The sequence below is a fragment of the Desulfobacterales bacterium genome (assembly GCA_030066985.1).
GTDB lineage: Bacteria > Desulfobacterota > Desulfobacteria > Desulfobacterales > JAHEIW01 > JAHEIW01.
In genome coordinates this window covers 60,562-87,258 of sequence record JASJAN010000011.1, presented here as the reverse complement: position 1 = coordinate 87,258, position 26,697 = coordinate 60,562, and the positions used below count along the sequence as shown (strand labels likewise).

The window sequence follows — 26,697 nt, the reverse complement described above, 5'->3', positions numbered from 1 at the left end:
GGTGCTTAATTGAAAGCAATATATATGCCACCATATCTAAATAATATTTTAATATGATTACAGATTGTTACATAGTAGACTCCATTCTTCGGGGGCAAAAAAGTCAAAATGCTGACAGCGCCCTTGCAAAATTTTCCTATCTTTCTGTTGGTTCGGCCCCATAGGGTCTATGTTTTTGTTAAGATATTGATATTATATTTAAATAAAATTCTAAAGATCGCTGATCATCTGACCGATATAAGCGTTGGATAGGAATTTTTGCACGACAGGTATGACGATGGACTATTTTGGTATAGGAAATATCGATATCTTCGCAGCCTCGATCCCGCAGACGGCGCGACTGGAAACATTGGCCAATAATGCGCTCAAAAAGGGGATCGATCTGTACATTCGGCAGGATTATGAAGGTGCTGCAAAAGAATTCCGTCGCTCCATTGGCCTGGCACCCAACTCGTCCTATTCAACCGACGCTTCCAACTACCTGGCCAACGCTTATCTTGCTATGGGAGACACCCGGGAAGCGATCAAGACCTATGAAGATGCACTGAAACGCAATCCCCAGCGTGACGATATCGCTGTCAGTCTGGGGAATGTCCATTTTTCAGCCGAAAATTATGACGAAGCCGTCGATGCCTATAAAAAAGCCGTTAGCATTTGGCCCAGTTCAAGCAACCATTACGCACTGGGACAGGCTTATATGAATGCCGGCCGCTATTCGGACGCAGACCAGGCATTCAATACCGTTTTGCGAATGGATCCCACCATGCCCAACGGACACTATGGACTAGGCTTAAATTTCAGTAGACAGGGCCGCTATGAAGATGCCATTCTGCAGTTTAAGGAAGCCACTCGTATCGATCCCGAGTTCCATGATGGAATGGCTGAACTCGGATATGCATATGCCGATCTGGGTGAAATGGATGAGGCCCAGCGGATCGTGGACAACCTTGAGCATGTCGCACCGGATCTGGCCGACACACTCAGCCGCTATATGTACAAAGTGGATCCGCCAAAATTTATGTTTGCCTATGCGGATTCGGGTTTTAACTATAATATGCCCTGGAAAACACCGCTTTCGCTCTTAAACGGGTATCTTACAGATCCCAATTCAGAAAAAACGTTTAAAATGGTTTTTCAGTTTGACAAGGAAATGGATCGCGAATCCGTGCAAAACATTGCCAACTGGCATATTGGCCGATCCACTCAAAGTGGCCCGGGCCAGGCCTATAATTTCGGCCGGCCGATTCCGAACACAGAAGTCACACTGCCCCCATTACCCAAAAGTGTCTACTATGATCAAGAGAATCTAACGGCCACCGTCTATTTCACCGTTAAACAGAATGAAGCCGGAGACGGCACCATCGATCCGGCCCACATCGAGTTTAAATTCAACGGTGAAGATGCCTACGGCCACAAAATGAACCCCAAATACGATCAGTTTATGGGATTTAGCGGTATCGCCTGACGCCCCATTTAGATCTCCAGCAACACATTTTTTGAGCTTTGGCAACTGAGCATACAGCGGTTGATGACATCATCAAAATTACCCGCCTGATATTTAATATCACAACCAAATATATCTGAAGCTTTCAGGTATCATTGGTCATTATTTAAAAATCATACCCAAACAATTCGATGTCCCTGCGATATCTTGTTCGCACCAATTCCTGTGTTTCGGGTGTAAAATATTGCCGGTAGTAAAAGGGGTCTTTTTGTTTCATCAACTTTTTATCAACTTTCCACCCTTCCCTACTGTTCAACCAAGGCAATTGGATGTCAGGTAGTCCGATTCGTTTGCAGGCAATCGCAAAATCGTCAGCAAGATTTTCAATCTTCCCAATGAAATCCACCAGCAACTGGCCATTGCTGTCGGATACAAATGCGTGTTGAGAGAGCCAGTGACGGTTGGCGCCCTCATCCTGCCCACTCGGATCTTCCAACAAAAATCTGATAAATTCTTCAAAAGGCATCTTGAGTCTAAGCCCTGAGTACCGGTCAATTATGTGGCGCTGAGTTTCTTCGTTGGCGCGTTGAATTTTATTCACATAACACGAAACAATCCGCGCCCAGGGATTGCGGACCAGTGCAAACTTAAAATAGTTTCGATAGTTGGGATCGTGATCGAGCAGCGCCTGCAACTCCTCATTCACCAGTCTACCCGCCACATCCACAACCGGCTCGCGGTAAAGAGCCGTCAATATGCTGCGGGTGGCGACCTTCGGTATACCAACCCAAATAAAACCGAATTTATCCGAAATGATTTTCTCGCACAAAGGATCGCGCTGTGGTCGAGCAGCTTTGGCCAATTCCCTGGCGCGCCCGACAAGGTCCTGAGGCGTAAAACCGTCAATATTTTGGATTTGTCCTTTGTGGATTTCCATAGCAAATCGGGCCATTACATATGCATCCAGGCGGGTAATCTTTTTTTCAAATTTCACTATTTCTGCAAATTGATTCAGCTGCCTGGATTGAATCGCAACCACCGGAACACCCGACTGAGCAAGGGCGATGGCAATCGACAGTTTGTCTCCCTCAACAGCTTCCATCACGGCAACAGCAGGTTTAAGCGCAACAATTTTTTGAAAAAAATCTTTTAACCCATCTGGATTCGACAAAACTGCAAAGTTTTGGTCGTTGGGCAGAACATGGGCCATTATTTCATTTTCCGTTAAATCAATGCCGGCAACACACATATTTGATGGGGTCATTTCCATAATTACCTGCAAATTAAATAATTTTGGTGCGATTGGACAATCATGTGCACAAGAATTTGAAAATTAAATACGATTTTTTCGCAATCTTCATGCCTAACTATCTTAAACAATATATGCAGGTCATATTTTCCCATAATGATCGCCGCGTGCGTTCATCATTCACATCATCACAAAACTCATATTTTTTTAACTATTTGTATTCATTTAATATTTGAATTTTTATGGGCCCTTTTTTTATCTCTGGTACAAATAGTGCATAGTTGTAGGCGGAATGTCATCAAAAACGTCATCTTTAGCAATGCGCTTGATAATATCAGAAGCCGAAACAAAGGCTTAAGGTTCTGAGCGATTATGCCGATAAAAGAAATGGTCTAGACGGCAACAAGGACTATTTTTAAAGACTTGTAGCTACATATCATTTTTTTTAAACAGGTAGCTTTTGACAGCAATGGCAACAAAAACCAAAAAAAAGTGCGTTTGTAAAAAAAGTGACCTGGAGCTGTCTCTGATCCAGAGCGAAGAAAAATTTCGCCTTCTGATGGAGTTGGCCACCGATGGCGTATTGGTGGTGCAAGACGGTAAAATCAGGGAAGTGAATTATTACTTGGCCAAAATGTGCGGCTACACCATTGATGAGGTTTTGGACACCGATCTGGCCAGTTTCTTTCATCCCGATGATATCGACACCATCGAAAAAATATATGAAAAGCCATTAGAGGATGACAGCGCCCTGGCCGTGCACGAATTGACGCTGATGTGTAAAAACGGCCTCCGGGTGGATGTCGAAGTCATTGCGGGCCGTTTTATTTTTCAGAATAAACCGTCTAATCTGTTAGTGGTACGCGATATTTCAGAGCGCAGCCAAACTGAACGAGAATTGGTCAAGGCCCGTCAGCTGGAATCCATCGCTGCCCTCTCCGGCGGGATTGCTCACGACTACAACAACCTGCTAACAGCCATCATCGGCAATATTACGTTGGCCCAAACTTACCTGGATCCGGATGATAAGGTTTTTTTATTGCTCAGCCAAGCCTTAAGAGCTTCACAGACCGCCAAGGATTTGACCCAGAAACTGATCACATTTTCAAAAGGCGGGACACCGGATAAAAAAATCGCCGATGTCGCTAACCTGGTCAGAAGCACCACTGAATTTACCCTGAGCGGTTCAAACGTGAAATGCAATTATCACTTTGCCGAAAATCTGTTGCCGCTGGAAGTCGACGGCCAGCAGATCGGGCAGGCGATTCATAATGTTATTATGAATGCCCGTGAAGCCATGCCCCAAGGCGGATCGCTTGACGTCAGCGCCGAAAATGTAAAAAGCAGTGAACTTATACCCGGATTGCGAAATGGGAAATACATCAAAATATCCATTACCGATCAGGGCAAAGGCATTTCCAAAAAAAACCTGGATCGAATTTTCAATCCCTATTTTTCAACCAAAAAACAGGGGGATAAAAAAGGGACCGGGTTGGGGCTATCGATCTGCCATTCAATCATTAAGAAACACGGCGGCAATGTAACCGTATCGTCTAAATACAACAAAGGTGCCACCTTTCATATCTATCTGCCATGTGCCACATGTAAAGTGCCTGATCAGCAGTTTGGCGAGACCTACGAGCAGGAAATTCCAATTTTTGGCGAAGGCCGGATCTTAATTATGGATGATGAAGCCATGATCCGCAAACTGGCCGGCGAGCTGCTGACCTACCTTGGCTATAGTGTCGATTTTGCGTTAAACGGCACCGAAGCAGTTAAATTCTACAAACAGGCACTTGAGTCCGACACACCGTTTGATGCGGTTATTTTGGATTTGACCGTTAAGGGCGGTATGGGGGGCAAAAAAGCCATTCAGCAACTGACCAAAATTGATCCCCATGTGGTGGGTATCGTCTCCAGTGGTTACAGCAATGATCCGGTGATTGCCGAATATGAGCGCCATGGGTTCAAAGGCGTCGTCACCAAACCATACACCATGGGCGAGTTGGGCGAAAAATTGAATCAGGCGCTAATGAGCAGCCAGAATTAATCCTTCTCTAAATTGAGCAGCCCAGTTTCGTGCCATTTTTAACCCCAGCCCCTCACCTATTGCACTCCCGCTGCTTTTATCTTAAAATTATTCCCATCGCATGTTCAACTTCCACTTACATAAAGGCAAATTACTGATCATTGTCTTGTTGGTTGCCGGTGCGATCTGTGGCAGCTTAGCCGGCGCATTTTTCGCGCTCACCCATGATCTGCCCCAGATCCGTGCGCTGGAATCGTTCAAGCCCGATGCTGTTACTCGTATTTATTCCGCCGACAAGGTTCTGTTGGCCGAATTGTTCATTGAGAAGCGCGAGCCCGTACCCTTGGCAACCATTCCGCGGCATTTAACAGCAGCTTTGGTCGCCACTGAAGATCGCAAGTTCTACAAGCACAGCGGTGTTGACTTGAAAGGTATTGCCCGGGCCATTATCAAAGACATCAAGGCCGGCGAATTCGTTGAAGGTGCCAGTACGATTACCCAACAATTGGCCAAAACGCTTTTTCTGACACCCCGCAAAACACTGGTGCGTAAAATAAAAGAAGCCATATTGGCCTTTCAACTGGAGCGGCGCTATACCAAAGATGAAATATTGGAATTGTACCTCAACCAGGTTTACTTCGGCAGTGGAGCTTATGGCGTGGAATCGGCCGCCAAGATATTCTTCGGCAAATCCGTAAAGGATTTAGACTTGTCCGAATGTGCGCTGGTGGCCGGCATGCCCAAATCGCCTTCGCGTTATTCACCGCTGGTCAATCCGGATCTCGCTATCAAAAGGCGTAATACGGTTCTCAAGCAAATGCGTGACACCGACATTATTTCAGAACCTGTCTACCAAAATGCCAAAAAAAAGCCGCTCGCAACCAACAGTCGCCGATTCGGTCCCTCAAAAGCGCCCTATTTTGTCGAATATGTCAGATCTTCACTGGAACGTGAACTGGGCTCCTCGCGTCTGTATAAACACGGCTTATCCATTTACACAACGCTTGATTTCCAGTTACAGCAGACAGCTGAACAGGGATTGGCTGACGGGCTGACCGCTTTAACAGAACGGATGCAAAAAACACCAACAGAAAAAATCGATCCGCAGGCCGCCATAGTTTCCATCGATGTCACCACCGGTGGCATCCTCGCCATGGTTGGCGGTAAAGATTTTTACAATAGCCGCTTTAATCGCGCAACCATGGCGTATCGCCAGCCAGGCTCGGCTTTTAAGCCCTTTGTCTATGCCTATGCCATCGAACAAGGTTTTGCACAAAACAAAAAAATTCTGGATGCACCGGTTGTTTATAAGGGCGCACAGGAAGATCAGGATTGGAAACCGCAAAATTTTTCCTTAGAATATAAAGGCGAAATGACGCTTCGGCACGCATTGGCAGTCTCACAAAACATACCGGCGGTGCGCTTGCTACAAATCCTGGGGCCACAGTCTGTGGCCCAATTTGCGCATCAGTTGGGCATCAAGTCACCTCTGGCATCGAATTTATCTTTGGCACTGGGCACATCAGAGGTGACTTTGATAAATTTGACCGCCGCATATGCCGTATTCCCCAACAAAGGCCAAAGAATTCAACCCTACGGCGTACTGGAAGTAGTCGATCGGCAGGGACGCGTCATCTGGCGGACAAAACCTCAAAGAAGAGTGGTGATGTCACGCAGTACGGCTGCGGTTGTCACCAACATGTTAGAAGCTGTAGTCAAAGAGGGCACCGGCCGGCGTGCGCAGGTACTGGGCAAATCCGTCGCAGGTAAAACCGGCACGTCCAATGAATACAAAGACGCTTTATTTGTCGGTTTTTCGCCACGCATTATTGCCGGCGTTTGGGTGGGCCAGGATCGCGGAGTCAGTTTAGGGAAAAAGGAAACCGGTGCCCGGGCCGCTTTGCCCATATGGATTGATTTTATGAAGGTTGCCCTTCAAGAGGAACCCCATCTGTATTTCGATATTCCTGATGATGTCAACTTAATCCGCATGGATCCCCTTACCGGACTGCCTCAGTTAGATGATTCAAAACCATCCGTTGCCGCCCTGTTTAAAAAAGGCACCGAGCCTCAATCGCTCCATTAAGCTGGATAAGAGTTGTATTTTTTAAGCGAACAATGCTATAGCTCGGTTTCCGAGAAATTAATATATAATATTTTGATTTTAATTGAGGTATTAGAGAATAATGATTCGAAAAGCAACGATCAAAGACGTCAAGGCCATTCACGGACTGCTGCACGAATATGGCAAAAAAGAAGAACTGCTGGCGCGACCTTTGAGTGAGCTATATGATCATGTCCGGGATTTCTGGGTATATGTCGATCGTAAAAACGAACAGCTGATCGGTTGCTGCGCACTGCAATTTTGCTGGGAAGATCTTGCTGAGATTCGATCCCTGGCGGTCTTGCCCGAGCATCTGGGAAAAAATATTGGAACTGAGCTGACGAAAACGGTATTACAGGAGGCCGTTACGTTTAATGTCAAAAAAGTGTTCACCCTCACCTATAAACCGGATTTTTTCAAACAATTCGATTTCGTTCAAATCGAACGCTCCGACCTGCCTTTGAAAATATGGGCCGACTGCATCATCTGCGTGAAATTTCCAGACTGCGATGAAATCGCCATGATGAAAGAGTTTGAAGGGTGACTAAATTGACTAAAGTTATTGATTCTTGTTTGTTTAATTAAAATTGATGCTGTGCAGCGACCCATAATTTTAGGCACTTTAGCTCATTTTAGTTCACTTTAGTCACTTGCAGGATGTGGTTCTATGAAGGTTTGTGATGAGATCGAAAAATTAGAGCCGATTACGTATAGATGATATTTAAAGGAATAGGCGCATACTTCCCTATGCCCGGCTTGGGCAGAATATGCTGTTCACCAACCGTTAGCCAGTACAGGTCCGATTTAAGGTTTCTTAGTTTTCCGTCTTCAGGCTCACGCGCATGATAGGTTGCGGTGTAGCTGGCCTGAAAGATGCAGATCCCGCATCTTTTTTCTCTGGCGACAATATAATTCTTTCTAAAAGCCTGTGGCGTTAAACCGTTAGCTTCAGCGATCTCATTTAATTCCTTTATGGATCGCTTGATTAAAACCGATTTATAAATACCCCTTTCGGAAATACGGATCAACGCTCTGGATTCGCTGCTGCCCACATAAACAGTTGAAATTCCCGGAATGCGCTTGAGATATTGGGCGGCGACGATAGCTGCTGTTCGCCTTCCGCCGACCATCACTGGTAGCCCATAATACTCAAAAAATTTTTTTTGGATATCTTCGGCGTATTTGTCACCCTTTTCAAAAATATCCTTGGAGATATAGCGCAAACTGCGCGCCATATCCTCAGCGGCTTCAGTGATCGGCCAATCAACACGAACATGAAAGTGTGTGAGACCATAACGGTTTTTGGTTCGGCTGGTTGTATCGCCTTGGATGAGCAAGGCATAATCAACTGGCAGCATTATTTTTAGAAAGCTTTTAAAATAGATCGACTCTAAATATTTCCAATTACGGTCAAACTTTTCTGATAGCGCAAGGGTTTTAAACCGCAGAAGATTTTGCTTGGTTGTTTTGTTGACATCAAAATAACGAATATATTTTTTATGTTCGGGCAATACTGAATCTTCTACAAAAATAACCAGAAAGGCGTTTTGAGCTTCGTATTCCCGGTCCGGTATACGCCCTCGCGGTTTCATCTCCCTCTTTTCGACAAAAGGAAATGGTATTTGAAGTGAGCTGAAATTTTCATAAGAATCTATCAAGGCATACTGCAGTAAAAATTGATCCAACTCATCCCTCAGCAGTTCGTAATAGGAACGCCGCAGCTTTTCAATGCGGCTCAGTTCTTCTCTGTATTTCCAATGTGCCAATATCTTCTCCTGACCTGCATGACCTTAAGTTGCTGAAAATCAATAAGTTCTGATCTATATTATCATGATTTACTATAGAGTTAAAGGATGAAAATATCCGACAAGAGTTGGCCCGTTTAGCCCGTTGTGCCGGTTAAGCCGGTTGAAATCGGAAGGCTATCTGGTTATATTTGCTGACGGGTTAACGGGCAAACCGGTCAACTGGCATAACCCGATGATGTGTACATTATATGGATAATAGAGAAAAGATCAGATTGTTATAACTGCTTTCCTAAAATGGCATCTACTTGTTATCCAGCTTCTCAGCCCACTTATATATCCTCTCGCGATAGCAATAACAAAGCAATGCTAGCGCCAGGCAGGCAATCATCACTACTCCCAGCAAGGCATAATTCTTCTCATAGAGGAATGCGCCCTGGACGCTGAGTGCCATTGTGCCCGGCATTCTGCCGATGGCGGCCATTAAAATAAATAACTTAAGCGGCAGGGTCGTTAAACCAAGGGCCAGGCACAAATAGTCCTTTGGAAAGCCAGGAATTAAGAATAAAATGAAAATAATAATTATGCCCTGGCGTTTTAGCATGGCGTCGATTTTTTCTAATTGATGTGACGGAATGAGTTTTCTGACGTAGCGCACGCCTAAAAAACGGCCAATCATAAAATTTAACCAGGAGCCAAGAGTCAAACCAATTGTGGAGTAAATGAACCCCGGCATGGTTCCGAACAGATAACCACCGATAAAACCGGTGGCTTCACCGGGGACCGGAGCAAATATGACCTGCAATATCTGCAGAAAGATGAATATGGGCGGCGCACTGGAGCCAAAAGAAGCAATCAGATCTCGAATTTGCTCTCGATCAGAAAGCAATCGATAGCCATCGAGGATTTTTTCCCAGATGGGAATACGAAACCAAAATACCACCGTACCGATAGCGATAAGTACTAGCAGAATTGTGATTTTAAGTTTTTTGGAAATCGCCTCTGGCGGCATAATTTTATGGATTCGGATGGGTAAATTTCTGACGGATTGGCAAGGGGTCAATCATAAAGGCACCGCATAAAATTTTGTTTTTTGTCTTTTGGATTGGATCAGTGCGATTTGAGCTGATCTCTAAACGGCGCTACTTTTTCTTCTTTTCCAGAGCTTTTTTGCGCGCCCATCTTTCAACAAAACTGATCGTGCCTGAACTGTGCGCACGTTTGACCTGCTCTTTTTTTACCTGAATGCCCTCTGGTCCTGTGATCGCTTCCCGCAGGCATTCCGTTTTGCAGAAACACACCATACAGCTTTCAGGAGAGTGCCTTAAACCGTCATCTCCCAGCGGAAAGACAGCATCAAGATTTCCGAAACAATAAGGGCGCTCTTTTTCTTTTTTAGTCATTGTCTATAATCAAAAATAATTATTAAGTGTGTGCATATGTTAACACGAGAATATAAGTGAATACGCTATTTTTATTTTGTATCTTTTGGCCCTTCGGGCTCTTCGTGTTAATAGACGAACATCTACAAATACCGGTATCCTTAAGCATTTGACTTTTGCTGGGTCAACTGTTCAAACTCGCGATTCATACGTTCAATATAGCCCTGGTCGGCAAAACTGAAATAGTGATTGTCACCAACAATAATATGCTCGTGTACGACCATGCCCATTGCTTTACCGGCAAAGACCAGCTGACGGGTAACAGCCACATCTTCTGAAGACGGCTGCGGATCACCTGACGGGTGATTGTGGGCAAAAATCAGAGCCGCAGCATCATGGCTCAAGGCCGCCTGAATGACTTCACGAGGATACACGCTGCTGGCTGTTAAAGTCCCTTCAGAGATCGTATCTGCAGCAATCACCTGATTTTTCGAATTTAAAAATATAACCTTGAAACATTCCCGGCGCTTATCTCCAATTTGATGGTACAAATAATCAAAAAGTGACCTGGAATCATTGATCGCATCTTTATGGATGAGTTTCTTTTCAAGATACCTGTCTGCCACTGCTTTAATCAGTTTGATACCCAAAAGATTTTTAGGCCCAATTCCGGAAATTTTGCAAAGCTCCTGCTGTGAGGCTTCGAGTGAGCCCTGAAGCGTTTTAAAGCGCTTTAGAACTGCCTTGGCTGCATCTTTGCAATCTTTGCGTGGCGTGGCCAGAGTCAGCAAAAGTTCAATCACCTCATAGTCATGAAAACCTTCCAAACCATTCGCCAAAAAACGTTGACGCAATCTTTCCCGGTGGCCGGCACCTTTATGCTCCTTTTTGTTGCCGTCTTTGGCCATTTGACTGCTTTCGATTCTAAGTTATTTTGGGGTCAAGTTTCCAATATAAGGTTTCAGTGTTCAGGTGTCAGGTGTCAGACCTTCGGTGGCCTAATTCGAGTCCTTGCTTCTCAGATGCAGTATCGAGCACATGTTTTCGCTGTTTTCTGGTTTTTGCCTTATGCGCCCTGACACCTGAACACTGAAACCTGAAACCTACTGTTTACTGACACCTGAATCCGCCTGCGGCGGAACACCTGAAACCTATGAAGGCCTACTCCTCATCCAGCTCCTGTGTCAAAGCTCGGGTCATCAATCGGTGAACGGCTTCTTGGGGTGCCAGATCTTCGTAAAGGATTCGATAAATTTCGTGGCAGATAGGCATCTCAACTTTGAGTTTACGTGAAAAATTGTAAACGGATTTGGCAGTTTTAACCCCTTCAGCCACCATATGCATTTCATCCAATATTTCTTGAAGTTTTTTACCGCGACCCAATTTGATACCCACTGTATAGTTACGGCTTAAATTCCCAGTACAGGTCAACACCAGATCACCAAAACCTGCAAGTCCGGTAAAGGTCCTTGGATTGGCGCCCAGATGAAGACCCAGACGCCTGACCTCGGTCATCCCACGAGTCATAAGCGCTGCACGGGTATTTAAACCCAAACCCAGGCCATCCAGCATACCGGCAGCAATGGCAATCACATTTTTTACTGCGCCTCCCAATTCGACACCGACAATATCGTCACTGGTATACACCCTGAAATAAGGCGTGGCGAATACATGCTGCACCAGGGTGGCTTGATCTTCACTTTTGCACGCCACAGTCACGGACGTGGGAATTTTTTGAACGACTTCCTTGGCAAAACTGGGGCCTGATAAGACTGCCAATTGATCTTCGGTAACTTCACTGAGATTCTCTTTGATCACGCCGGACATGGTTAAGTGAGATTTTTGTTCAATGCCTTTTGAGGCTGACACGATCACGGTGCCATGCGACAGAAAACCGCTCATTTTTTCGGTCATGGTCCGCATTAAGTGCGAAGGCACAACGATGACAATTACATTTTTAGCGGTAACTACCGCTGCTATGTCATTGGAAGGCTTTATATTGGCGGAAAGCTTATGACCCGGCAAAAAAAGCTTATTTTCCCTAGATTCCTTGATCTGGTCTTTAACCTCCTTTTCATATACCCACAGACTGATCCGATAGCCCTTACTAGCCAGCAAATCAGCAATGGCGGTGCCCCAGCTACCGGCGCCGACAACGGCGATTTGCAGCTCATCCAAGTTATTTTCACTATTGATACCCATCATGTCTACTCTTCTTCTTTTTCTGCTAGGCGGGCTGCGCCGACCACGCGTTCATCGGCGTCCATACCCATTAGTTTTACACCCTGGGTATTGCGACTGATTATTGAAATCGATTCAATTTGCATTCGGATGACTTTGCCGATATTGGTCATCAGCATTAAGTCATCATCATCGGAAACCAGCAAAATGCCAACGACCATCCCGTTGCGTTCGGTGGTCTTAATCGAGATCACCCCTTTACCACCGCGTTTTTGAACCGGATATTCATCAATGGATGTTCGCTTGCCGAATCCGTTCTCAGTAACCGCGAAAAGCGTCTGACCATGACTAAGGACCTCTGCACCGACGATATGATCGCCTTCGGCCAGACGCATTCCGCGCACACCGGTAGCGACACGCCCTGATGGCCGCACATCGGATTCGTGGAAGCGGATCGCCTTTCCATTGCGTGAACCCAGGAAAACATTCAGGGTACCATCGGTGATTCTGGCCGCAATCAACTCATCACCTTCCAGGATATTCAAGGCGATAATCCCGCCGACCCGTGGACGACTAAAGGCCATTAAATCGGTTTTTTTAATCAAACCATTTTTAGTGGCCATCAGGACATGATATCCCGGTTTAAATTCCGGTACCGCCAAAACAGTGGTCAATTTTTCATCTTTGCCAAAATTCAGTAAATTGACAATCGCTTTTCCAAGGCTCATACGGCCTGCCTGGGGTATATCATAGACCTTGCACCAATAAACTTTACCCAAGTTGGTAAAAAACATAAACGTATGATGGGTAGAGGCCACGAACAAATGTTCGACAAAGTCATCTTCTTTGGTCCCCATGGCCGTTTTTCCCTTACCTCCTCGACGCTGGCTCCGGTAGAGGGTGATGGGGTTGCGCTTGATATAGCCGCGCTTAGATATGGTCACCACCATATCCTCTTCAACGATCATATCCTCAATGGTAATTTCTTTTGTCTGTTCAACCAATTCGGTGTAACGATGATCGCCAAACTGCTCCTGGATTTCTGTCAGTTCTTCTTTTATGATATTAAGCACCAGGCGCTCGCTGGACAAAATTTCTTTAAACCTGGCGATGTCCTTAAGAATATTTTTGTAATCCTTCTGAATTTTTTCGCGTTCGAGCCCGGTCAACCGTTGCAGACGCATGTCTAAAATGGCCTGGGCCTGCTTTTCGGAAAGGCTGAATTTTTTAATCAATTGCGACTTCGCATCTGCCGGAGACTTGGCAGCCCTGATCAGCGCTACGACTTCATCCAGATGATCCAATGCGATTTTTAGGCCCTCTAAAATGTGCGCCTGATCTTCGGCTTTCTTAAGATCATAGCGTGTTCGCCGAATAACGATCTCCTTGCGATGCAGGATAAAATTTTGCAGTATCTCTTTTAAATTCAGGAGTTCGGGGCGGCCGTTCACCACCGCCAGAAAAATGCTTCCGAAACTGACCTCCATGCGGGTGTGCTTGTAAAGCTGGTTGATCGTCACCGCCGCAATCTGGCCCTTTTTTAGCCCCAGCGCGATGCGCATACCCTCACGGTCCGATTCATCCCGAACATATCGAATACCGCTAATGCTTTTATCCCGAATCAGTTCGGCTGTTTTTTCAATCAGCTTGGCCTTGTTCACCTGGTAGGGAAGTTCGGTAATGATAAGGGTTTCACGCTGGGTGCGCTTATCTTTTTCAACAATAATCTTCGCCCTGATACGAATACTGCCCCGGCCAGTGGCATAGGCATCCCGTATGCCCTCGGTGCCATACACAATGCCGCCGGTCGGAAAATCCGGACCCGGCACGAGTTTCACAAGCTCATTGATGGAAATATCCGCATCGTCGATAAGGACTTTAAGCGCATCGATGACTTCAGAAAGGTTATGGGGCGGAATATTGGTGGCCATACCCACAGCGATGCCGGCCGAGCCGTTGACCAGCAAACTGGGTATTTTTGCCGGCAAAACGGTGGGTTCCATTAAAGACTCATCATAGTTGGCGGAAAAATCTACCGTTTCTTTTTCCAGATCCGCCAGCATTTCATGGGCCAGGCGCATCATGCGGATTTCGGTGTAACGCATTGCCGCCGGCGGGTCACCATCGATGGAACCGAAGTTACCCTGACCATCAACCAAAGGATAGCGCATCGAAAAATCCTGCGCCAGGCGCACAATGGTGTCATAAACCGCAGCATCACCGTGCGGATGATACTTACCGATAACATCACCGACAATGCGGGCCGATTTTTTATAGGCCTTATTCCAGTCATTTTTGAGCTCCCGCATGGCATATAGTACACGGCGGTGCACCGGTTTAAGACCATCTCTAACATCCGGCAATGCCCGGCCGATAATAACGCTCATGGCATAATCCAGATAAGATTTTTTCATTTCCTTTTCGATGCTGATTTCAGCATGATTTTCGCTTTGATACATCACTACTCCAGATCAGTATGTTATTGGTTATCGGTAAATTGTTAATCAGGATTACTTATTAAGTGCCGGTTTACTTTAAAGGCCACTTGATAAAGCACCCCTGAGTCACCATAAGCTATCGCTTCTAATAAGCCTTAATAACAAATAACGAGTAACTAAATGGCTATTGAGAGGATTCAATCAGCTGCTGATAGCTGGCTTGATAAATTTCTGCCAGTGTTAAGAACGCCGTTACGACCAGGGGGCCGTATATGATCCCCAAAATCCCGAAAAGTTTCAGTCCCCCGATGATAGATAGAAATACAAGCAGGGTATGCATCCGCACCCGCTGTCCCACCAGTTTGGGTTTGAACAAATACTCAATACAGCTTGAGAGAAGTATGTAGAACACCAGAAAAAATATGCCGGCGCCAATACGACCTTGGGAAAATAAAAGAATGGCAGCCGGTATAAAGACGGCGCCAATCCCTACGATCGGCAAAAATGCCAACAAACCCATAATAACACCCCACACAAAAGGTGATTTTAGACCAAAAGCGGCAAAAACAATCCCGCCCAGAGTGCCCTGAATCAATCCACCCAAACCGTTGCCGAGCAGAATAGCGGTGGCAATGTCCTTAAATTTTTGGATCAATATTTGGTCCTGATCATCTGGCAAGGGGGAAATCTTGACAACAAAGGATATCAGCCGCGGGCTATCGATTAAAAGATAGAATATAATGAGCAGCATAAAAAAGAAATTGACTATAAATTTTAACACATTGGTGGTAATCGACCGCGCCTGTTCGTATAGGAAGAGTGCCACCACCCGTCCGACTTCAGCAATCGCCCGATTCAACTGCTCGCCGGTGATTTCAATCTTAAATCTTGCCAGAAAGCGATTGACGTTATCGAATATGTCGCTTTTTTCAAGCATTTCCATAATGGGCTTGCTTTGCAGTGCCTCGCGTGCTGTAAGGTATAGCTCCCAGGCCTCGTTGGCTAAAATGCCTACCAGAAAGGATAGCGGTAGAAACAAAACGAAAAAAATCAAAATACAGGTCGACAAGGATGCCAATGCGGGTTTTAATTTGCGGTTCAGAAATTTAAATACCGGTGTAAACACGGCGGTGACAACAATGGCCAATATAATGACAGACACGAAGGGCCACAGCAGCCAGCCCATCAAGATGCAAGACAGGAGAAAAACCGCCAGAAAAAACCATAGAATCATATTTGGCGGGCCCTGATGGTTCACATCCCCTCCATACAATAAGGTATAAGTAAACAGATGGGCTATCGCCCGTGAATTGGGTTGGCCATTGTAATGGTAATTTTCAAGAGAGGGCGCTTGTAAGGTTTGAGGACAGGCGCTTTACTTGGTAATAAAACCGCCGGCTGTTAACAGCAACAGGATTTCATAAATGAAAACATACAGCCAGCTACCACCTGAAAAATGGAAAACAACACCGCCTCCGATGATGGCTGGAACAGCATAGAATACCAAAATACCCAATTTGCGGCTAACATCCATTGGTGATGAACCTCCTTTTGGTTGCCAAAAGCCTTTGCCAGAAGCTGACCTTGGGGCTGAAATGGCCATAGAGTTTCAGATGAGGCACCTGCATTTAGTCAATATCAGCAACCGACAGCAGCGGTACGAGAGCAGGTTTGTCCCTTGTTGGTTTCTAAGACCAAAAAACCCAATATTTTCAATGGCATTTAAGGCCTAAAATTTAACTAACCATTAGCAATTATTACAAAAAAAGTAAAGAAAAAAATAAACAAAGGTTCAAGGTTCGGGGTTCCGGGTTCAAAGGTTAAGGTGCAGGCGAAAATTTAAACTACTGTGTTCAGGTTTCTGGGATTTATGCATGAAAATATACCTGAGATGCTGCCATATCCGGAACCCACGGTTTAGCGTTCTACGATCATTGCCATTCCCATCCCGCCGCCAATGCACATTGTAAAGAGGCCGGTATTATAACTCTGGCGCTGCATGTGATGCATGCCAGTAACCATCTGTCGGGCTCCGGTGCAGCCGATGGGATGTCCGAGCGAGATGCCGCTCCCCAATTCATTGGGGCGATCGTTTTCAATTCCCAGCTCGCGCATACACCCGATGGCTTGAGAAGCAAATGCCTCATTCAGCTCGATCATTTGAATATCATCCATGGTCATGCCGGTCGCTTTTAAGGCCTTGCGAATGGCTGGAATAGGTCCCAACCCCATATAGGCCGGATCGACACCACCAGCAGCAAAGGCTTTAATTTTAACAATCGGCTCTAAGGATAAGGATTTTGCTTTTTCGGCACTCATCATGACAACCGCCGCAGCGGCGTCATTGATGCCCGAGGCATTTCCGGCTGTTACCGTTCCATCTTTTTTAAACGCCGGTCTTAACTTGCCCATTTTCTCCATATTCGTATCCATGGGGCGCTCATCGGCGTCGAATACGATGTCACCTTTGCGGGTTTTGATGGTGACCGGAGCGATTTCGCGAGCAAAAAGCCCTTCCTTGATGGCCGATCGTGCACGCGTGTGGCTGAGAACACCCAGTTCGTCCTGCTCCTGCCGACCAATATCATACATAGCGGCAATGGCTTCAGCTGTCACACCCATATGATAGCCGTAAAAAATCTCCCACAGACCGTCAAAAACCATCAAATCCAGTACATCACCAACACCGGTCAGCTCCATCCGATGCCCCCAGCGCGCTTTGGGCAGGGCCATTGGCGCCAGACTCATATTTTCCTGCCCACCGGCGATGATGACCTCAGCCTGCCCCAACATAATGGCTGAAGCACCCAGAGCGATGGCTTTGAGCCCCGAGCCACATACTTTGTTGATGGTATAAGCCGGGGTTTCTTTTGGAATACCGGCACGTACCATTGCCTGCCGGGCCGGATTCTGCCCCTGGGCCGCCTGCAGGACGTTGCCCATAATGACTTCATCCACCGTTATGGATTGACCGTCGTCACTCCAGTCATAAGATTTTTTTTCCAGTTCGATCAGGCCCTGATCTTTGAGTTTGTCAGGAGCCGCTGAATGCATAATGTCGTTTGAAACCGGTTTCAGATTGACCCGCTTTAAGGCCTCTTTCATGACCACCGCTCCCAATTCGGTCACCGGCACATCTTTTAGACCACCGCCGAATGTTCCAATTGCCGTCCTCGATCCGCTGACAATGACCACCTCATTCATTATAAAACCTCCTCAATGAGTTTAACAGTTTAAAGCCTAAGTTGAGCGATTGTCGAGGTCGAAGGTCCGCCTCTGGAGAATTGCCGCCTTGTTGGGTCGTCTTGTCCCGGCGTAGCTCGTAGAGCGAAGTCGGAAGCTGAAAGCGGAGCCCAAAACGATAAGGAAAATGGCGTCCCGCTGTAGTCAGCTATGCGGGACGACATTTAATCCGCCGACGGCGGAGTAAGATCGGCAATCCCCTTGCGGTTTCAAATTTTAAAATCTATGATAGATAGAATTCATTAAATCTAAAAGAATGATCTTTTTAAAATTTGAAACGCTCAACTTAGGAAAAAGATTTTTTATAACATGGTTATCAGACGAAGGTCAACGCTGATCCGATGTGCCTCATCCTTTTTTCATATCAAACGCATCCAGATTATTGGCTGATGCTGGCGGCCAACCGGGATGAATTTTACGACCGGCCGACCGCAACCTTGGATTATTGGATCGATTATCCCGATGTGCTCGCCGGACGCGATTTAAAAGGCAACGGAAGTTGGCTGGGTGTGACCCGCAGCGGCCGAATTGCAGCCATCACCAACTACAGAGATCCAGCCACCATCAAGCAAAATGCGCCTTCGCGCGGTATCCTAATTCGTGATTATCTGATCGGCAACAGTCCCCCGCAGCAATATATGAATCAGGTTGGTGGAATCGGGCATCGCTATAACGGATTTAATTTAATCGCCGGTGATACCAACGGGCTCTTTTACACCTCAAATCGCTCTGGTGGCGTTCAGCACCTGAAGCCCGGGTTCTATGGGATCAGCAACCATCTGATCGACACCCCCTGGCCTAAGCTTAAAAGGGGCAAAGCCATGCTTGAAGGCCAATTAAATGGTGAAGAAGAAATAGATATCAAAAAAATTTTTAGAATCCTTGCCGATCGATCACAACCGGATGATGCTGAATTGCCAGACACCGGTGTGGGGTTGGAGTGGGAACGAATCTTATCACCAATGTTCATCACGAGTCCGGATTACGGGACCCGTTGCTCTTCGATTGTTTTGTTTGACACAGCAGGAAATATCACCATGCTGGAGCGCTCGTTTATCAGGACGGCTGATCAAATCAAAACGGAAAAGACAGGCCAATACCGCTTTAAGGTAAACCATTAACCCCCCTGATCCTTTTTTGCCTTTGCTTTTTGCAGTAACTCACGCCAGCGATCGAGTCTTTCCTTTATTTTCCTTTCAAATCCTCTTTGGGTCGGAAAATAGAAGCGTTGCCCCTTGAGTTTTTCTGGGAGATATTCCTGGGGCACGATCGCATTTTGGTAATTATGCGCATATTTATAATCCTTGCCGTATCCCAGATCTTTCATCAAGTGGGTGGGCGCATTACGGATATGCAAGGGAACCGGCAATGAACCTGTTTTTTTTACTGCCGCAGCGACCTTGCCGAATGCGGCATATATGCTATTGCTTTTGGGTGCCGTCGCCAGATAAACAGCTGCCTGGGCAAGCGCCAGCTCCCCTTCCGGGTGCCCCAAAAATTTATAGGCTTCCATAGCGCTCAGGGTAATGCCAAGGGCCTGGGGATCCGCATTGCCGATATCCTCGGAAGCAAAGCGCACCATGCGTCTGGCGATGTAAAACGGATCTTCACCAGCCGCCAACATTCGCGCCAGCCAATACAAAGCGGCGTCCGGATCACTGCCTCTCAGGCTCTTATGAAGGGCGGAGATAATATTGTAGTGTTCTTCGCCGGTTTTATCATAGACAAGCGCCTTTTGCTGGATGGCAGTTTCAACATCCTTTAAGGTGATGGTGCTGACCGATGTCGAACGACCGGATTCCCGCTTGGACAGCACCAACGAAGCGGCTACTTCCAGGCTGTTTAGGGCCACTCGCCCGTCACCGTCAGCAATCCGGACAATATAATCGTGCGCTTCGGGATCCAACGAAAGCTCAAATTTTCCCAGCCCTTTTTGCGGGTTTTGCAGACAATGCTCAATGATGGTACCGAGGTCTTCTTTTGTGAGTTGATCCAACGTGATCACCCGACAGCGCGACAACAGGGGCGCAATGACTTCAAATGATGGGTTTTCAGTGGTGGCGCCGATCAGGGTGATCAAGCCGCTCTCCACATGGTGCAGGAAAGCATCCTGCTGGGCCTTGTTAAATCGATGGATTTCATCAACAAACAAAATCGTACGCTTGCGATACATTTTCTGCTGGTCGCGTGCTTCCGCAATCACTGCTCGTATTTCTTTGACACCGGAGAGTACGGCTGAAAAATGAACAAAATGCGAGCGGGTTTCTCCGGCAATGATTCGAGCCAGCGTTGTTTTGCCGCAGCCGGGCGGACCCCATAGAATCATTGAAAATATATGGTCCGTTTCGATGGCATGCCGAATCAGCGACCCCTCACCCACCGCGGCTTTCTGGCCGACAAATTCATTGATAGTGCGCGGCCGCATTCGCTCGGCCAACGGCATCGTCTCTGCCGCCGCTTTTTGGGCATGATAGTCAAAGATATCCATAGAAAAATACCTGTAGGTATTTTTTGTTATTGGTTATTTGTTAGCGGATTTTTTCCTCTTTCGCCTTTTTTTTGTGCGTTGTTGGCGCGGTCTCAGCAACAGTCGAATGGGCGTTTGGTCCAGCGCGGCGTGCTCCCGGATCTGATTGATTAAAAAGCGTTTATAGGAAAAATGGACGGCTTTTGGATGATTGACAAAGCAAACCACTGTGGGCGGTCTGGTGCTGACCTGGGTGGCAAAATAAAATTTAAGCGGTTTGCCGCGATGCAACGGCGGCGGATTTTGCGCCGTGGCAGTTTCCAGAATGCGGTTCAGCTGCCCGGTTGCGATTCGCCGCACATATTGGTCATAGACATCATCCACCAGCTTAAAGATTTTGGTCACCCGCTGACCGGTCAACGCTGATATGGTCATGGCTGGCGCAAAACCCAGAAATTTGGCCCGCATTCTTAGCTCCGCCAGATATTTTTTGGCCGTATGGGTGTCCTTTTCGACAAGATCCCATTTATTCAGCAAAAAAATACAGCCGCATCCGCGCTCATAGGCATATCCGGCAATATTGATATCCTGATCAGTGATCCCCTCGTTGCTATCCAAAATAATCAGGGCCACATCGCAACGGTCCAAACTTCGCAACGCTTTGATAATCGAAAACTTTTCAATTTTACGGGTGACTTTGCCCTTGCGACGTATACCGGCCGTATCGATCAGCAAATACGATTTACCCGCCACCTGGCAGACTGTATCAATGGCATCCCGGGTCGTGCCCGGCCGGTCGCTGACCAGCAGTCGTTCCTGTCCCAAAATCCGATTAATCAGAGAGGATTTGCCGACATTGGGACGGCCGACCACCGCCACACCGATGCTCCCTTCAAGCGCCTGCAACTCACTGTGCTGAGCTACCGCGGCAACCCTTTCCACCAGGGCATCCAAAAAATCCACCATCCCGTAGCGGTGCTCTGCCGATATGGGATACAGAGATTCAATTCCCAGGCTGTAAAATTCAGATACATGCGTTTCGCATTCGGCGCCATCGATTTTGTTAATGGCATAGAAAACCGGTTTGGATGTGACGCGCAGCAGTTTGACAATATCGCGGTCAAAGGGCGAGATCCCCTCTTTGCCGTCCAGCAGCAAAACGATGATATCGGCATCTGCAAGGGCTTGATGGACTTGAAATCGAATTTCATCGGCAAATTCATCGCCTTCGGTGAATCCGCCGGTATCCACCAGGGTAAAAGCAATATCGTCCCAGACGGCATCACCGTAATGCCGGTCACGGGTGACACCCGGGAAATCATCCACCAGGGCATCCTGGGTGCGTGTGACCCGATTGAAAAAAGTGGATTTGCCGACATTGGGACGGCCGACGATGGCAACAATGGGTTTCATGGTAAATTTTATTTGAATAATGTTTTTTTGTGTTTGTTACGCAACAATGCTAATCGATTACATTTAGGGCTTATTGCGCGAAAATGCAAGATTTTCCACTGAAGAAGTAAAAAGACCGTATGCTAAACAGACCTTTATGCCGTTTTGAAGCATATTGAAGCTGTGAGAAGAGGAGAACCATCGGGTTTTAAAAAGGATAGGAGAACTGTGGTTCAAGCAAATTTTTAATTTGAAAATAAATAGGCAAAACCATTATGTACGATTCTGCCTATTTTTAGTGCCTAAAGTTTAAAAGCCGGTATATTGCTCTAAAAGTGTCTCTCGGTGTGGGGCCTCATTTAAGGATTGCGCCCCAAAGGAGAAGAATGGTGTCCCTTGGCATGGATTTTTAGAGGGATCAACATCACCGAGATACGTGCCATCCAACGTGTTACATTGATTCTGCGACACTTGGATGGCGACGCCAAACGCACAGCAGGTAGAAAATGCCGCCGGAGGCGGTTCTTGACCCTCGATGAGTTCGCCCGGAATACTCTCGATCGAAAGGAGATTGACGGTTTTTTTGAAGACCGAACCGGTTATATAGATCCAGTAGGCACGATCATCTTGCACGGTGTCATTGTCCTGGTCGAGAATATCGGGTCCATTTTGAACCCGCAGCGTGTGCTCACCGGCGGTGGTTGCATAAGGGCCAGCACTGAATCCGGGTTGGACGCCAGCGGATGCGACCGTTTCATTTCCTTTCTTTAGGACCGCACCCAGTGTGGGCCCTGCCGCTAGGTTGCGAAATTAAACCGCTGTCTCAAACCCATTCTCAATGGCATCCAAAGCAGCTGTATTATCAAAGGTCATGATCGAAACCTGATCTTGGGCATTGAGGCCGAGGGTCACGTCGATCTGGGCTGAGTCGCTCAGAAATCCCTGTCTTGCCGCCAATACTGTGCCTTGACAAGGTTCATCGGGTATGGATTCATAAAAGATGATGGTGTGCTGTCCGGCCTCGATGTGCCTTGGGCCCATTTTGGCGCCATAGGGCTGGTAGATGTACTCGCATTTCCCGTCGATAGCGACGTCCACCGGATTGCTGGAGGGAACTGCGCCAGGAAGGGCGGGCAGGCCGTGGATGACGGTAATTAAAGCAGCACTGGCCGGTACGGCCAATGCGATCAAAGCGAACCACAACGTAATAGATAACAGTTTACGGGTCATAATTTTGCTCCTTTCTGTTTTTGAGGAAATTAAAGGAAAGATCTTGATGCAATGACGGTTGTAGAGACCACCGAAAAAAGACAGGGAGATTAAGAAAAGGTAGCGAAAATCCAAGCGCTCTAAAAGGGGGCAAACCCGTATAGTTTTCAATAAAAGAATAAAACTATATCTGTCAAGTTTGATTTTGATGAGCAAAGAAATTGTAAAATGGATATGAAAAAAAGCCGCTTAGGATGCTTTGGTTCGGAAGACCGCCTCGACAACATTGCGCACGTATCGTTCATCGGATATGCCATCGGTGGCTTCTTGCGGAAAAGTGATCAGGGTTTTAAAATAATCACTGAGTTCTCGGAAAAGTGCTATGCGCTCCTGCGGATCAAGCGTGTCCCGCCGCATAATCGACTGAACGGCAATCTGCGCTTCTTGCGGCGTGACATGTTGCCGCAAACGGGCTTCCAAATGGGGATATTCATGGAAGGAATTGTATTTGCCTTCTAAAAGCTGATTTAAATCCGGCTCTGAAATCCGCGGGTTCCAGGTAACAATCGTATTGGCCGCAAAATCACCCAAACGTTGGGCCCGCTGGTTAAACAGACATACCAAACCGCCAACCAAATACAGCGCCGGCAAGCTATCGACGAATCTGAGCAAATTGCGAATCACCACCTGACTGAATTGCAGTCGCAGCCCCTGCGCGTCCATCACTCTGAGACGTAAAAGCTTTTTTCCCAATGTTTGACCTTGCCAGTACCATTCCATAAATATTCCGTAGCCAATTGTAATCACAAAAAAGCCAATAAAATTGGCGGCCACGGCAAGATCACGGTTGATAACGCCTATGATCGTAAAGAGGACATTGAGAATGGACATAATGGCAATGATGGTCCCCAGATCAATCGACCAGGCTAAAAAACGCGTTACCGGTCCTGCAAGACGTAATGAAAATTCAACGCCTTCTGGTGTCTTAATGATGAGTGTGTTTATTCTATCCGTCATTGGTGTTTGCTAAAACAGTATGTCATACCTAATAAATGAGCTTAAATTTAAGAGACAAGTAATTTTTAAAGATTCCATAATAAATTTTAGGTATTTACAATTTCTTTCTTTCGACCGGCTCTGCCTAAAAAAAAGACCAATATCAGCAACTCAATACATCCAAAAGCTATTTTGAAGGTATAGGACAAAACCGGTTCGTGGTACTGCGAAAAAAAGGCTTCAATAATTCCCGCCCAAACCAGCATCAGCGCCACACCGCAGATAAGCGTAACCAGATCGGGTGATATTTGGCGCAGTCGCATGCGCAAAGATATGGGTTTTCCCCACCCGATGAGTGCGCTGGCCAGGACGATGCCGGCCTGCCCGGCAAGTAATATAGCCGGAATTTCAATGGCGCCATGCGGCAGCAACCAGCCGAGCAGAAAAGCAGACTCCCCGGCCAGCACGTAATCGATGGCAACAGCCCCCAAGATGACCCCGTTGTAGAACAGCATTATCAGAGTGCCAATTCCCCAGGTCGTTCCCAGAGCGAGAGTAAAAATGGCGACCTTGGTATTGTGGGTCATTAAAAAGGAGGAAAAAGAACTCTTGGCCCCCTTGAGTCGATCGGCTTCGACGCTTTCTTCATTTTTGACGCGCTCGGAAGGATCGCCCTGAAGATGTGAAAACGGCAGCAGGATTTGTTTGGTGTTCGAATCCACCATAACGGCAAATCCGCCAAAGGCCGCCCCCACCAACATGGCTATCAAGCTGATCCAAAAAGCGCGCAAATGCTTGCGAAACGTTTGTGGAAAGGTGTTAAAGAACCAATGTAAAGGTCGCAAGCGATGGGGTTTTTCGCGGGTTTCATGGATCTCGCCAAAGGCCCGACCGACCAGCGATTCAAGATATTGACGGGTGTTGGGTTCGGCTGAAAAAGTTGAAATTTTAGCCAGATCGGCTGACGCACGCTGATACAAATAATGAAATCGTTCTAGCGCACCCAGCTTTAACTTTTCTTCCGGTTTTCTTTCCAACCGATCCAGCACGGATTCCAGCTCGGTCCAATAGAGCTGCTCTTCGGTGATGAATTTTTGCAAATCGATAATCATATTTTAAATTGCCTAAAGTGCACTAAAATTAAAAGTGCCTAACGTTGCGGTGTCACTTTCCGCCATCTTTTATAGAAACAGATAGAATACATTAACTTTAGCCACTTTAGATTACTTCTCACTTTAGTCACTTTCTAAAGAACTTGTCTTCTTTTCAATGACAAATACTGCCCCACTAAATCCGTACATAGGTTTTCATTTTCAAGCATTGCAAAACCGACACCACGTTTTTGCAAAATCTTTTGGGTTTCGCGCAGCCGCCGCCAGAGCATATGTCCACCCAGGTCGGTATAAATATCGTTGACCGATGAAACGGATTCCGAAGTAAACAGCGGCTTGGCGGTCAATGGTTTGATCATATTGACCAGGACCACATGATGTCTGGCAATGATATCGATGTGACGTGTAAAACTGTCTGCCAGGATCGGATCATCCAGATGAGTGAGAAAAACCATCAGGGCGCGGCGACGAATTTTGGTGCCGATAAAGGTAAACAGCTCAGCAAAATCAGGGGATACATTTTGCGGCTGCAGCATATAGAGTGAATCCCGACAGACATTGAAATGGGATTTACCCATTTTGGCCTTTAAAAAAGAGCGCACCTTGTCGTCAAAGGTCAAAAGGCCGAACAAATCGCCTTGTCGCTCTGCAGCCAATGCCATAATGAGGGCCGCTGTAATAAAACGCTGCAGTATGGGGACCATATCGTTGGCAGTGTTACGATCTTCTCTGTTGCTTGCCAACTTCTTTGTCGCTGAAGATCGAGCGCTTAAGCGCGATGCATCAATGATCACATATATTTGCTGGGTTCTTTCGATCTGATAGACTTTGGTAATCGGTATGCCACGCTTGGCGGTTGTCTTCCAGTGGATATCTTCAAAACTGTCACCGGGAACGTATTCTCTAAGCTGTTCGAAATCCCGGCCCTTTCCGACCTGTCGTTGGGCATGAATTCCCAGGCCCCTATTCAAAAAAAGTCCACTTAAATTTTTATGTTCATCAAACAGGCTGGGATACACCCGAATCTCCATACGGGCTGCAACTGCCGATCGCACAGCCCACAACCCCCAGGGCGACACCGTTTCCAGATAACACCGATCCATCAGAAAGCGTCCTTGCTTTAGACCCGTCAAAGACCAAGCGATAACTGAGGTTTGGGTATCCGACGGCAACTCGACAGCCAGCTCGACTGTAGGGGTGTCGATTTCTTCCGGGAAAGACAAGCCCAGTCGTATACGCCTGATCGTCGAGTTCCCATTTTCGATATGGAGGTTAAAATTGCCCTCGCGGCCTCTTGAAATTCGAACGACTTCCGGCAACATAACCTGAATCCCTTGCAATCGGTCCTTGGAGCGATAAGCGTCTGCAACAACCCCTGCGATAAGGCCAACCGTCACCAGAATGGTTGGGTTTCGCATCGGCGCCAGTAAAGCGACCAGCAAAGTGCAGGGCAACAAAATCAACCCCACCATCAGAATTAGCCGGTATGTGGGTACAATCTTCATTTATTCAATATTGAAGTTAAACTATCTTTCTTATCCGTGCACAACGAAGTCAATTTTTTCATCAAGATTTCAGGTGTCAGGATTACCAACCTGATGATAATTAGCAGATTGCGCATGGCCTCATTTTTCTGAAACCCGAAACCTGACACCTGACACCCAGTCATGCCAGAAGCCAGAGGCCAGACGCAAGCAGCCAGCATC

General features: G+C 46.8%; 22 protein-coding genes. 6 read left to right on the top strand and 16 right to left on the bottom strand.

What is annotated here, in order from left to right; translation table 11 throughout:
- Nucleotides 1–271: 271 nt before the first annotated feature.
- Nucleotides 272–1,465, top strand: a complete 1,194-nt coding sequence (locus QNJ26_07625; protein MDJ0985398.1) for a tetratricopeptide repeat protein — start codon at nt 272–274, stop codon at nt 1,463–1,465.
- A 145-nt stretch (nt 1,466–1,610) separates the two neighbouring features.
- Here QNJ26_07625 and QNJ26_07620 read toward each other — a convergent pair whose 3' ends face one another.
- Nucleotides 1,611–2,708: a sulfotransferase family protein gene (locus tag QNJ26_07620; protein ID MDJ0985397.1), complete on the bottom strand. Its 1,098-nt coding sequence runs from the start codon at nt 2,706–2,708 to the stop codon at nt 1,611–1,613.
- Between the two features lie 454 nt (nt 2,709–3,162).
- Between QNJ26_07620 and QNJ26_07615 the strand changes: the two genes are divergently transcribed.
- The 3 genes from QNJ26_07615 to QNJ26_07605 all read left to right on the top strand — a co-directional run bounded on the left by QNJ26_07615 (nt 3,163) and on the right by QNJ26_07605 (nt 7,370).
- Nucleotides 3,163–4,743 (top strand): ATP-binding protein, encoded by a 1,581-nt coding sequence (locus QNJ26_07615; protein ID MDJ0985396.1) that lies wholly within the window; start codon nt 3,163–3,165, stop codon nt 4,741–4,743.
- A gap of 100 nt (nt 4,744–4,843) precedes the next feature.
- Nucleotides 4,844–6,808: a PBP1A family penicillin-binding protein gene (locus QNJ26_07610; GenBank protein ID MDJ0985395.1), complete on the top strand. Its 1,965-nt coding sequence runs from the start codon at nt 4,844–4,846 to the stop codon at nt 6,806–6,808.
- 100 nt (nt 6,809–6,908) lie between these two features.
- Complete coding sequence (locus QNJ26_07605) at nt 6,909–7,370, top strand: N-acetyltransferase (protein ID MDJ0985394.1); 462 nt, start codon at nt 6,909–6,911, stop codon at nt 7,368–7,370.
- Between the two features lie 160 nt (nt 7,371–7,530).
- On the opposite strand, the gene QNJ26_07600 is transcribed toward QNJ26_07605, so the two are convergent.
- From QNJ26_07600 to QNJ26_07560, 9 genes are all read right to left on the bottom strand, one after another.
- The gene (locus tag QNJ26_07600) at nt 7,531–8,592 is read right to left on the bottom strand and encodes a hypothetical protein (GenBank protein ID MDJ0985393.1); all 1,062 of its coding nucleotides are present in this window, start codon (nt 8,590–8,592) and stop codon (nt 7,531–7,533) included.
- Between the two features lie 283 nt (nt 8,593–8,875).
- Nucleotides 8,876–9,634, bottom strand: coding sequence for a TVP38/TMEM64 family protein (locus QNJ26_07595; GenBank protein ID MDJ0985392.1), 759 nt, complete (start codon nt 9,632–9,634; stop codon nt 8,876–8,878).
- A 79-nt stretch (nt 9,635–9,713) separates the two neighbouring features.
- Complete coding sequence (locus QNJ26_07590; protein ID MDJ0985391.1) at nt 9,714–9,974, bottom strand: hypothetical protein; 261 nt, start codon at nt 9,972–9,974, stop codon at nt 9,714–9,716.
- Nucleotides 9,975–10,114: 140 nt separating this feature from the next.
- The gene (gene radC / locus QNJ26_07585) at nt 10,115–10,861 is read right to left on the bottom strand and encodes a DNA repair protein RadC (GenBank protein MDJ0985390.1); all 747 of its coding nucleotides are present in this window, start codon (nt 10,859–10,861) and stop codon (nt 10,115–10,117) included.
- A 253-nt stretch (nt 10,862–11,114) separates the two neighbouring features.
- Nucleotides 11,115–12,158 carry an NAD(P)H-dependent glycerol-3-phosphate dehydrogenase gene (locus QNJ26_07580; protein ID MDJ0985389.1) on the bottom strand — a complete coding sequence of 348 codons (1,044 nt, stop codon included), beginning with the start codon at nt 12,156–12,158 and terminating at the stop codon, nt 11,115–11,117.
- Nucleotides 12,159–12,160: 2 nt separating this feature from the next.
- A complete protein-coding gene (gene gyrA / locus QNJ26_07575) occupies nt 12,161–14,593 on the bottom strand; it encodes a DNA gyrase subunit A (protein MDJ0985388.1) in 2,433 nt (810 codons plus the stop codon).
- A gap of 163 nt (nt 14,594–14,756) precedes the next feature.
- Nucleotides 14,757–15,830 (bottom strand): AI-2E family transporter, encoded by a 1,074-nt coding sequence (locus tag QNJ26_07570; protein ID MDJ0985387.1) that lies wholly within the window; start codon nt 15,828–15,830, stop codon nt 14,757–14,759.
- A gap of 117 nt (nt 15,831–15,947) precedes the next feature.
- A complete protein-coding gene (locus QNJ26_07565) occupies nt 15,948–16,175 on the bottom strand; it encodes a hypothetical protein (protein ID MDJ0985386.1) in 228 nt (75 codons plus the stop codon).
- Nucleotides 16,176–16,489: 314 nt separating this feature from the next.
- Nucleotides 16,490–17,776 carry an acetyl-CoA C-acetyltransferase gene (locus QNJ26_07560; protein ID MDJ0985385.1) on the bottom strand — a complete coding sequence of 429 codons (1,287 nt, stop codon included), beginning with the start codon at nt 17,774–17,776 and terminating at the stop codon, nt 16,490–16,492.
- Nucleotides 17,777–18,156: 380 nt separating this feature from the next.
- Between QNJ26_07560 and QNJ26_07555 the strand changes: the two genes are divergently transcribed.
- On the top strand, nt 18,157–18,936 hold the full coding sequence (locus QNJ26_07555; protein ID MDJ0985384.1) for an NRDE family protein: 780 nt from the start codon (nt 18,157–18,159) through the stop codon (nt 18,934–18,936).
- On the opposite strand, the gene QNJ26_07550 is transcribed toward QNJ26_07555, so the two are convergent.
- Nucleotides 18,933–20,303 carry a replication-associated recombination protein A gene (locus QNJ26_07550; GenBank protein MDJ0985383.1) on the bottom strand — a complete coding sequence of 457 codons (1,371 nt, stop codon included), beginning with the start codon at nt 20,301–20,303 and terminating at the stop codon, nt 18,933–18,935. The two genes, QNJ26_07555 and QNJ26_07550, sit on opposite strands and share 4 nt — an antisense overlap.
- A 33-nt stretch (nt 20,304–20,336) precedes the next feature.
- Nucleotides 20,337–21,695: a ribosome biogenesis GTPase Der gene (der, locus tag QNJ26_07545; GenBank protein ID MDJ0985382.1), complete on the bottom strand. Its 1,359-nt coding sequence runs from the start codon at nt 21,693–21,695 to the stop codon at nt 20,337–20,339.
- A gap of 375 nt (nt 21,696–22,070) precedes the next feature.
- Between der and QNJ26_07540 the strand changes: the two genes are divergently transcribed.
- On the top strand, nt 22,071–22,445 hold the full coding sequence (locus QNJ26_07540; protein ID MDJ0985381.1) for a hypothetical protein: 375 nt from the start codon (nt 22,071–22,073) through the stop codon (nt 22,443–22,445).
- Between the two features lie 39 nt (nt 22,446–22,484).
- On the opposite strand, the gene QNJ26_07535 is transcribed toward QNJ26_07540, so the two are convergent.
- The 4 genes from QNJ26_07535 to QNJ26_07520 form a co-directional block, all read right to left on the bottom strand.
- Nucleotides 22,485–22,904 (bottom strand): hypothetical protein, encoded by a 420-nt coding sequence (locus QNJ26_07535; GenBank protein MDJ0985380.1) that lies wholly within the window; start codon nt 22,902–22,904, stop codon nt 22,485–22,487.
- 228 nt (nt 22,905–23,132) lie between these two features.
- A complete protein-coding gene (locus QNJ26_07530) occupies nt 23,133–23,900 on the bottom strand; it encodes an RDD family protein (GenBank protein ID MDJ0985379.1) in 768 nt (255 codons plus the stop codon).
- Nucleotides 23,901–23,986: 86 nt separating this feature from the next.
- Nucleotides 23,987–24,991, bottom strand: a complete 1,005-nt coding sequence (locus QNJ26_07525; protein MDJ0985378.1) for a stage II sporulation protein M — start codon at nt 24,989–24,991, stop codon at nt 23,987–23,989.
- Nucleotides 24,992–25,125: 134 nt separating this feature from the next.
- Complete coding sequence (locus QNJ26_07520) at nt 25,126–26,496, bottom strand: DUF58 domain-containing protein (protein ID MDJ0985377.1); 1,371 nt, start codon at nt 26,494–26,496, stop codon at nt 25,126–25,128.
- Nucleotides 26,497–26,697: the final 201 nt, after the last annotated feature.

Coding starts and splice junctions, on each gene's coding strand:
- QNJ26_07625 (MDJ0985398.1), top strand. CDS start 272: ATGACGATGGACTATTTTGGTATAGGAAATATCGATATCTTCGCAGCC.
- QNJ26_07620 (MDJ0985397.1), bottom strand. CDS start 2,708: ATGACCCCATCAAATATGTGTGTTGCCGGCATTGATTTAACGGAAAAT.
- QNJ26_07615 (MDJ0985396.1), top strand. CDS start 3,163: ATGGCAACAAAAACCAAAAAAAAGTGCGTTTGTAAAAAAAGTGACCTG.
- QNJ26_07610 (MDJ0985395.1), top strand. CDS start 4,844: ATGTTCAACTTCCACTTACATAAAGGCAAATTACTGATCATTGTCTTG.
- QNJ26_07605 (MDJ0985394.1), top strand. CDS start 6,909: ATGATTCGAAAAGCAACGATCAAAGACGTCAAGGCCATTCACGGACTG.
- QNJ26_07590 (MDJ0985391.1), bottom strand. CDS start 9,974: ATGACTAAAAAAGAAAAAGAGCGCCCTTATTGTTTCGGAAATCTTGAT.
- radC (MDJ0985390.1), bottom strand. CDS start 10,861: ATGGCCAAAGACGGCAACAAAAAGGAGCATAAAGGTGCCGGCCACCGG.
- QNJ26_07580 (MDJ0985389.1), bottom strand. CDS start 12,158: ATGATGGGTATCAATAGTGAAAATAACTTGGATGAGCTGCAAATCGCC.
- gyrA (MDJ0985388.1), bottom strand. CDS start 14,593: ATGTATCAAAGCGAAAATCATGCTGAAATCAGCATCGAAAAGGAAATG.
- QNJ26_07565 (MDJ0985386.1), bottom strand. CDS start 16,175: ATGGCCATTTCAGCCCCAAGGTCAGCTTCTGGCAAAGGCTTTTGGCAA.
- QNJ26_07560 (MDJ0985385.1), bottom strand. CDS start 17,776: ATGAATGAGGTGGTCATTGTCAGCGGATCGAGGACGGCAATTGGAACA.
- QNJ26_07555 (MDJ0985384.1), top strand. CDS start 18,157: ATGTGCCTCATCCTTTTTTCATATCAAACGCATCCAGATTATTGGCTG.
- QNJ26_07550 (MDJ0985383.1), bottom strand. CDS start 20,303: ATGGATATCTTTGACTATCATGCCCAAAAAGCGGCGGCAGAGACGATG.
- der (MDJ0985382.1), bottom strand. CDS start 21,695: ATGAAACCCATTGTTGCCATCGTCGGCCGTCCCAATGTCGGCAAATCC.
- QNJ26_07535 (MDJ0985380.1), bottom strand. CDS start 22,904: ATGACCCGTAAACTGTTATCTATTACGTTGTGGTTCGCTTTGATCGCA.
- QNJ26_07530 (MDJ0985379.1), bottom strand. CDS start 23,900: ATGACGGATAGAATAAACACACTCATCATTAAGACACCAGAAGGCGTT.
- QNJ26_07525 (MDJ0985378.1), bottom strand. CDS start 24,991: ATGATTATCGATTTGCAAAAATTCATCACCGAAGAGCAGCTCTATTGG.
- QNJ26_07520 (MDJ0985377.1), bottom strand. CDS start 26,496: ATGAAGATTGTACCCACATACCGGCTAATTCTGATGGTGGGGTTGATT.